At 72.2% G+C, this 7,733-nt stretch carries 8 protein-coding genes; 3 read left to right on the top strand and 5 right to left on the bottom strand.

Features of this window, described 5'->3' with window-relative positions:
- Window positions 1-21: 21 nt before the first annotated feature.
- On the bottom strand, window positions 22-264 hold the full coding sequence (locus ABZ749_RS24465; RefSeq protein WP_357231612.1) for a hypothetical protein: 243 nt from the start codon (window positions 262-264) through the stop codon (window positions 22-24).
- 164 nt (window positions 265-428) lie between these two features.
- Between ABZ749_RS24465 and ABZ749_RS24460 the strand changes: the two genes are divergently transcribed.
- The 3 genes from ABZ749_RS24460 to ABZ749_RS24450 all read left to right on the top strand — a co-directional run bounded on the left by ABZ749_RS24460 (window position 429) and on the right by ABZ749_RS24450 (window position 4,009).
- Window positions 429-1,565: a glutamate--cysteine ligase gene (locus tag ABZ749_RS24460; protein WP_357195599.1), complete on the top strand. Its 1,137-nt coding sequence runs from the start codon at window positions 429-431 to the stop codon at window positions 1,563-1,565.
- 23 nt (window positions 1,566-1,588) lie between these two features.
- A complete protein-coding gene (locus ABZ749_RS24455) occupies window positions 1,589-2,968 on the top strand; it encodes an FAD-dependent oxidoreductase (RefSeq protein WP_357231609.1) in 1,380 nt (459 codons plus the stop codon).
- A 72-nt stretch (window positions 2,969-3,040) separates the two neighbouring features.
- Window positions 3,041-4,009: a LacI family DNA-binding transcriptional regulator gene (locus tag ABZ749_RS24450; RefSeq protein WP_357231615.1), complete on the top strand. Its 969-nt coding sequence runs from the start codon at window positions 3,041-3,043 to the stop codon at window positions 4,007-4,009.
- A 117-nt stretch (window positions 4,010-4,126) separates the two neighbouring features.
- Here the strand turns inward: ABZ749_RS24450 and ABZ749_RS24445 are convergent, their stop codons facing one another.
- From ABZ749_RS24445 to ABZ749_RS24430, 4 genes are all read right to left on the bottom strand, one after another.
- Window positions 4,127-5,080, bottom strand: a complete 954-nt coding sequence (locus tag ABZ749_RS24445) for a carbohydrate kinase (RefSeq protein ID WP_357231606.1) — start codon at window positions 5,078-5,080, stop codon at window positions 4,127-4,129.
- Window positions 5,077-6,342: an AGE family epimerase/isomerase gene (locus tag ABZ749_RS24440; RefSeq protein WP_357231603.1), complete on the bottom strand. Its 1,266-nt coding sequence runs from the start codon at window positions 6,340-6,342 to the stop codon at window positions 5,077-5,079. The genes ABZ749_RS24445 and ABZ749_RS24440 overlap by 4 nt, the downstream gene beginning before the upstream one ends.
- 235 nt (window positions 6,343-6,577) lie before the next feature.
- Window positions 6,578-7,003, bottom strand: coding sequence for a nucleoside deaminase (locus ABZ749_RS24435; RefSeq protein ID WP_355008115.1), 426 nt, complete (start codon window positions 7,001-7,003; stop codon window positions 6,578-6,580).
- The gene (locus ABZ749_RS24430; protein WP_357231599.1) at window positions 7,000-7,653 is read right to left on the bottom strand and encodes an LLM class flavin-dependent oxidoreductase; all 654 of its coding nucleotides are present in this window, start codon (window positions 7,651-7,653) and stop codon (window positions 7,000-7,002) included. Before ABZ749_RS24430 ends, ABZ749_RS24435 begins: the two co-directional genes overlap by 4 nt.
- Between the last annotated feature and the right edge of the window lie 80 nt (window positions 7,654-7,733).

Genomic DNA, 7,733 nt, shown 5'->3' with positions numbered 1-7,733 from the left:
CGGTCCCGGTGAGCGGCCAGGTCATCCTGCTTGCTGTGGGTACGCCCGTCCGGGCCGATGGCGATCAGCTGGTCGACCAGCAGCTGATCGAGGGCCGGGCGCGCCCGCCCGGCCGCGCACCCGGGCCGCGAGCACCACCGCGAGCAGCACCAGGGCGGTCAGCGCGGCGCCCGCCAGCAGGTCGGCAGGGCGGCCCGCGAGCAGGGTGAGCTGGGCGAACGCGGACATCCACGCGACCCCGACACAGCCCAACAGCACCGGCACGGGCTCAGCATAGGACCCGCTGTCTCGTCACCCGGCCGAATCCGGCGGCCCGCCTTCGAGGACGACGTACCGCCGCCACGTTTCCCGGCATCGCCACGTTGGGTAACCAAGCGAAGGACCGACGCGGACGGACCGCGAACGGTAGAAACGGACGGGTGATGTCGATGACCGGTCAGGTGGCGGACGCGCTCAGCGACAGGGCTGCGGCCACCGGGTTGCTCACCGTGGGTGTCGAGGAGGAGTTCCTGCTCGTCGACCCGCACACCGGGGCTGCGGTTCCGGCCGTGGACCTCGTCATGGAGCAGGTGCCGGCCGAACTTCGCGGGCAGGTGGAGCGGGAGTTCCAGACCAGTCAGATCGAGATCGGCAGCCCGCCCGGCCTGGAGCTCTCGTCGATCCGGCACTCCCTCGGCGTACTGCGTAAGGCGCTCTCCGACGCCGCCGAGCGGGCCGGCGTACGCCTGCTCGCCATCGGTACCGGCCCGGTCGACGGCCCGGTGCCACCGGTGGTCGACAAGCCACGCTTCGACCGCATGATCGAGCGGTTCCGGCTGCTCGTCCCCGGCCCCGGCAACAACGGCATGCACGTCCACGTCGGGGTGCCCGACCCGGACACCGGCGTGCAGGTGCTCAACCACGTACGGCCGTGGCTGCCGATGCTGCACGCGGTGACCACCAACTCGCCGTTCTCCCGGGGCGAGGACACCGGCTACGCCAGTTGGCGCTCGGTCGAATGGGAGCGCTGGCCGTCGGTGGCGCCGACCCCGTTCCTGGAGTCGCACGAGCACTACCAGCGGCTGATCCGCCAGTTGATCTCCAGCGGGGTGATGCTCGACGAGGGGATGCTCTACTGGTACGCCCGCCTGTCGGCGAAGTACCCGACAGTCGAGCTGCGGATCGGCGACGTCTGCCCGTCGGTGGACGACGCGGTCCTTGTCGCCGCGCTGGTCCGGGCGCTTGTCGCCACCGCCATGGCGGATGTCGAGGCCGGCCGACCGGCGTTGCAGACCGACCACCACCTGCTGGTCGGGGCGCACTGGCGGGCCGCCCATGACGGCCTGGAGGGCGAAGCCGTCGACGTCACGAACGGTGAGCTGCGCCCGGCCTGGGAGCTGTTGGACCGGTTCGTGGAGCGGATGCGGCCGGCGCTGGAGCAGCACGGCGACTGGGCCGAGGTGAACGACCTTCTGGGCGGCTTGCGCCGGCACGGCAGCGGCGCGGCGCGGCAGCGTGCGGTGTTCGAACGCACCGGCCGACTCACCGACGTGGTGCAGGACGTCGCACGGCAGACCCGCGGCTGATCACCGCGTGACAAGATGAGCCCGTGGCGCAACGGCTGATCGTCATCGGCGGGGACGCCGCCGGAATGTCGGCGGCGTCCCAGGCCCGCCGCCGCCGTGACCGTGGCGACCTGGAGATCGTGGTCTTCGAGCGGGGCAACTTCACCTCCTACTCGGCGTGCGGCATCCCGTACTGGATCAGTGGCCTGGTGCCCGGCCCCGAGGCGTTGATCGCCCGCGACCCGGAGACGTTCCGCACCGAGTACGCGATGGACGTCCGGATGCGCCACGAGGTCACGGCCATCGACCTGGAACGCCGCGAGGTCGTGGCCCGGGACCTGACGGGCGGCGGCGAGGTCCGCGAACGCTTCGACGACCTGATGTACGCCACCGGCGCGGTGCCGGTCAAGCCGTCGTGGGCGGTCACCGACGCGGACGGCGTGTTCGGCATGCAGACCCTCGACGACGGCGCTGCGCTACGACACTGGCTGGACGCCGACCCGCAGCCGCGCCGGGCCGTGGTGGTCGGCGGCGGGTACATCGGCGTCGAGATCGCCGAGGCCCTGATCCAACGCGGGCTCTCGGTGACCCTGGTGGAGGCGGGCGAGCAGCCCATGGCGACCGTCGACGCCGACATGGCCGAGCTGGTCACCGAGGCCATGCGCGGCCTCGGCGTCACCATCCGCACCAGCCTGCCGGTGACTGGCCTGGAACAGCGGGACGGCCGGGTCTCCGCGGTGGTCACCGCCGAGGGGCCGATCCCGACCGACGTCGTGGTCCTGGGCCTCGGCGTACGCCCCAACACGGCGCTCGCCAAGGCCGCCGGGCTGCCCCTCGGACCGACCGGCGCGATCCGGGTGGACCGCCGGATGCGGGTGCCCGAGCACCCCGGCGTCTGGGCGGCCGGTGACTGTGTGGAGACCCTGCACCGGGTCAGCGGGTTGCCGGTGCACGTGCCGCTCGGCACGCACGCCAACAAGCAGGGCCGGGTCGCCGGGATCAACATCGGCGGCGGATACGCCACCTTCACCGGCGTGATCGGCACGGCTGTCACGAAGGTCTGCGACCTGGAGGTGGGCCGGACCGGCCTGCGCGAACGGGAGGCCACCGCCGCCGGCTTCGAGTTCGTCTCGGTGATCGCCGAGTCGACCAACCGGGCCGGCTACTACCCGGGCGCCCGGCCGATGACGGTCAAGCTGATCGCCGAGCGCCCCAGCGGTCGGTTGCTCGGCGCGCAGATCGTCGGCTGGTCCGAGGCGGCCAAACGGATCGACACACTGGCCGTGGCGCTGTGGAACGGCATGACGGTGGACGATATGACGCAGCTGGACCTGGGCTACGCTCCGCCGTACGCGCCGGTCTGGGATCCGGTGCTCATCGCCGCCCGAAAAGCGGTCGACGCGCTCGCCGCCCTCGACCGTTGACCCGCGCCCGCCGTGGAGGACCACCCCGTGACCCAGACCCCGACCCGACCGACAGTGCGTCGGCGTCCCACGATGGTGGACGTGGCCCGGCGGGCCGACGTCAGCCTGAAGACGGTCTCCCGGGTCGTGAACGACGAGCCGGTGGGGCAGGAACTGGTCGCCCGGGTGCTGGCCGCCATCGCCGAGCTGGGCTTCCGACGCAACGACATCGCCCGTAACCTGCGCTCCCGGCAGCTCAACGCCACCGTCGGGCTGCTGATCGAGGAGATCGCCAACCCGTTCTACGCGACCATCGCCAGCGTCGCCGCCGAGATCGCCGCCGCGCACGGCACCATGCTGATCACCGCGTCGTCGGAGGAGGACCCGGAGCGGGAACGCGCCCTGCTCCAGGACTTCACCCAACGCCGCGTCGACGGTCTGCTGGTGGTGCCGGCGGGCCTGGACCACTCGTTCCTGCGTCGCGAGGTCGAGCTGGGCATGCCTGTGGTGTTCCTGGACCGGCCGCCGCAGGGGCTGCACGCCGACGCCGTGCTGTTGGACAACCGGGGTGGCAGCCACGCCGGGGTGAGCGCGCTGCTCGACGAGGGGCACCGACGGGTGGGGCTGCTGCTCGGCGCGCCGAGCGTGCCCACCATGCGGGAGCGACTGGCCGGGGCGCGGTCGGCGCTGGACGCTGCCGGCGTCGCCCCGGACGAGTCGCTGATCCGCGAGCGGCTCATCGCGCCAGAGGAGGCCGGCCGAGCGGTCGCCGCGCTGCTCGACCTCCCGGAACCACCCACCGCGTTCTTCTGCGCCAACAACCGGCTCACCGTCGGCGCGCTCCAGGAGTTGCACCGGCGGGGCAGTGACGCCGCGCTTGTCGGTTTCGACGACTTCGAGCTGGCCCACCTGATGCCCCGACCGCTGACCGTCGTCGCCTACGACACGAGAGAGCTGGCCAAGGTGGCCACCGAACGCCTCTTCCAGAGAATCGCCGGAGACGACACCCCACCCGACACGACGGTCCTCCCCACCAGGCTCCTAAAACGCGGCCTAACCTGACCCGCGCGCCCGCCTGACCCCCGCGATCTTGCACTTACTGTTGGCGACCTGCGCAGCAATGCGCCTTTTGCCGGGACAGAATGTGCAAGATCGCGGGGGCGGGAGTGGGCACGGGGGTCAGGGCGCGGGGGTCAGGAGGGCTTCGACCTCTGCTTTGGTCGGGGGGTTGGCGCCTCGGCGGCCGCAGGTCAGGGCGGCCACCGTGGCGGCCTGTCGGAGCACCGCACCCCACTGCTGCGGAGTGACCGCGGCGAGCCGGTCGGCCGGGCGGTCGCCGAGCGCGTCGAGGTCGGCCAGCGCGGCCAGCAGGCCACCGGTGAACGAGTCGCCGGCGCCGACGGTGTCCACCACTGTGGTGCGGACCGCCGGCTCCTCGTGCAGCGAGCCGTCGGGCGCGAGCAGCACGGCGCCGTCCCCGCCCCGGGTCACCACGGCGCAGGACACACCGGCGGTACGCCATTCGGTCATCACGTCGGCCACCGAACGGTCCGGGTAGAGCCAGGCGAGGTCCTCGTCGCTGGCCTTGACCAGGTGCGCGATGCGAACCTGCCGGCGTACCCGCTCCTGCTCCGCCGCCCGGTCGGTGACGATGCTCGGGCGCAGATTGAGGTCGATGGAGACGGTGAGCCCGTCCCGCTGGTGTTCCCGGGCGAGCAGGCCCTCCAGCGCCTCCGCGCCGGGTGCCAACGCGAGCGCGAGGGACCCGCTGTGCAGCGCGATCGCCGGTGACCCCGCCAGCTCGGGCAACTCCTGCGGCGTCCACTGCCAGTCGGCCGCACCGGCCAGCCGGAACTCGTAGCTGGCCTGCCCGGCGGCGTTCAGAGTGGCGACCGCCACCGACGTGGGCTCCGCGGCGCGTACCGCCCACTCCAGGTCCACCCGGTTGGCGCTCAGATGCTCGACGAGTTGCCGACCGTAGTCGTCGTCGGCGAGTCGGGCCAGCAGTCGTACCGGCTGGTCGAGCCGGGCCAGGGTGACGGCGACGTTCGCCGGCGAACCACCCGGGACGGCACGCTGCCCCTCGGCAGTCACGACCAGGTCGATCAGCGCCTCACCCGCGACGACGATCACGCGGTCACCTCCCCCGGTGCGAGCGGGCCGGGGCCGCCGAGCCCGTCGGCCGCGCGGGACAGCAGTACCGCCTGGTAGGCGTGGTAGACGTCCGGCCGGCCGTGCCAGACCGTGTCGGCGGGCAGGTTCTGCGCGTCCAACTCGTGCCGCCATCCGGTCTGGTCGATGAGAGTACGGCGGGCGTACGCCCAGAAGACCCGGTACCAGTCGAGGTAGACCGCGTCCCCGGTACGGCGATGAAGCGTGATCGCCGCGCCGATGGCCTCGGCGAGAACCCAGTGCATCCGGGAGCGCACCACCGGCTGGTCGTCCCAGTCGATGGTGTAGACGAAGCCGTCCGCGCCGTCGACCGCCCAGCCGCGACGCACGGCGGCGGCGAACAGGGCCCGGGCGTCGGCGAGCAGCCAGCGGGGTGGCTGCGGCAGCACCGCCTCCAACTCCAGCAGCAGTCGGGCCCACTCCAGCCAGTGCCCGATCGTGGAGCCGTACGGCCGGAACGGGTCGGCGGGCTGGTCCCGGTTGTAGTCGGGCAGCGGCGTCCAGTCGGTGGTGAAGTGCTCGGGCAGCCGCCAGTCGTGTCGGGCCGCCTCACCGTGCACGAGGTGGGTGGCGATCCGCAGGGCCCGGTCAGCCCAACTCGCGTCACTGGTGGCGGCGGTAGCGGCGAGGAACGCCTCGACCATGTGCATGCTGCTGTTGGCGCCCCGGTAGTCCTCGGTGACCGTCCAGTCCCGGTTCCACGATTCGCGGACAGCGCCGGCGTCGTCGTCCCAGAACCGGTCCCGCACGACCGCCAGCACGTCGGCGAGCAGCCGGTCCGCGCCGGGGCGTCCGGCGCGCACGGCGCTGGAGGCGGCGAGCAGCACGAACGCGTGGTCGTAGCCGGCCTTGCGGTCGTTGACGGGTACTCCCTGCTGGTCCACCGCGCCGAACCAGCCGCCGTACCGGTCGTCACGCAGCAGCGTGCTGAGCGCGGTGATCCCGTGGTCGACCAGGGCGGCGGCGTCCGGGTCGCCGTTGCGGTGGGCGAGGGCGGCCACGTGGGTCATCCGGCAGGTGATCCAGGTGTGGATGGGTTCTCCGCGATCCGGGGTGCGGTCGTCGGTGAGCCACCAGAAGCCGCCCTCGGGCCGGACCGAGCGGCGAGCGGTGTCGAGCAGCGTCCGGGTCTGGTCGACGAGGAACTCGTCCAGCTCGGGAAGGTCTGGTGACCCCGGCGGGGCAGGGGTCGTTGCGGCGTCGGATCGGGGCACGTCGGTCATCTCAGCTGGTCACCGTGGGGTAGGAAAGGGACATACGGCCAGGATCGGCGAACGGACCGGGTCCGCGCCGCAAAACTGCCAACGGTACGCCGCGAATCGACTGGCCGGGTCGGCACGCAGCTAGAGGGTTTTCCCCCTATTTGACCGTTGACATCGTTGTCACCGCTCAACCCTGCTCCGGCGGCCGGCCGACTGTCAATTCCGGCTGCGTCACACCGACCCGGAGCGGCTCCGCTCAGTAGTAGTCGTCGATCGGCCGGCGCGCCTCGTCGAACAGCGCCGGCCCCTCGTAGCGGACCGGGGGCAGCGGCGGGGTGGCCGGCTTGACCTCCTCGAACTGCTCGGTGGACAGCGCGTACACCACCCGCCCGAGGCCGGACCGGTCGATCGCCGTCGCGCACATCGCGCAGGGCTGACAACTGGTGAACATGGTGGTGCCGGCGGCCACCTCGGGAGTGAGTTCCCGAGCCGCCCAGCGGGCCAGCTTCAGCTCCGGATGGGCGCTGATGTCCGCGTCGGAGACCACCGTGTTGTGGTCCTCGATCAGGACGACGCCGGCCGCGTCGACAAGCAACGAGCCGAACGGCCGTTCGCCGGAAGCCCCCGCCCGCCTGGCGATTTCGACGGCATGGCGGAGAAACTTCTCGTCGTCGGGGGTCATCGGTCCTCCTGGGTTCTGTGATGTGCGGCCACTGCCGCAAGGGTCCGCCAGGCGCGTTCGGGCTGGCGGATCTCGGTCAGGTCACCGTTGAACGGGTCCAGCACCACCGTCTCCGCGCCGAGCACACGAAGCTGGTCCAGGTCGGCGACGATCTGGTCGATGGTGCCGACACCGGCGAGCCGGTCCGGGTCGGTGATCGGTTCCCGGGTCTCCTGGATCGCGATCCGCGGCACCAACGCGGGCACCGGGCGACCCAGCTCGCCGGCGATGTGCGTCAGTCGTCCGACCGCGTCGGCCAGCCGTCCCGGCGTGACCCGCAGCGGGTGCCAGGCGTCACCGAGCAGTACCGCGCGGCGCATGCCGGCCTCGCTGTTGCCACCGACCCAGATCGGGATCGCTGCCGTGTCGTAGTCGTCGGTGTCCTGCCAGGCCGCGCGCATCGTGTGCAGGTACTCGTCGGTCAGCGCACCGCGCTGCCGGAACGGCACGCCGAGCGCCTCGAACTCCTGCCGGGCCCAGCCGACGCCGACACCGAGGACGAGCCGGCCGCCGCTGAGCCGGTTGAGGTTCGCCGCCATCCGGGCGGTGAGCAGCGGGTGCCGGTACGGAACGATGAGCACCGTGGTGCCCAGCCGAACCCGGCTGGTCACCCCGGCTGAGGGCCGGCACCTCCCACACCGCGTTCATCGACACCACCCCAGCGGACGCACCCAGGGTGCGGTTCTTCACC

Origin of the sequence: Micromonospora sp. NPDC047753 (genome assembly GCF_040642735.1) — a bacterium.
In the GTDB taxonomy this organism is placed as follows: Bacteria; Actinomycetota; Actinomycetes; order Mycobacteriales; family Micromonosporaceae; genus Micromonospora.
Note: the sequence above shows the minus strand (reverse complement) of the source record. Positions and strands in the feature narration are given on the sequence as shown.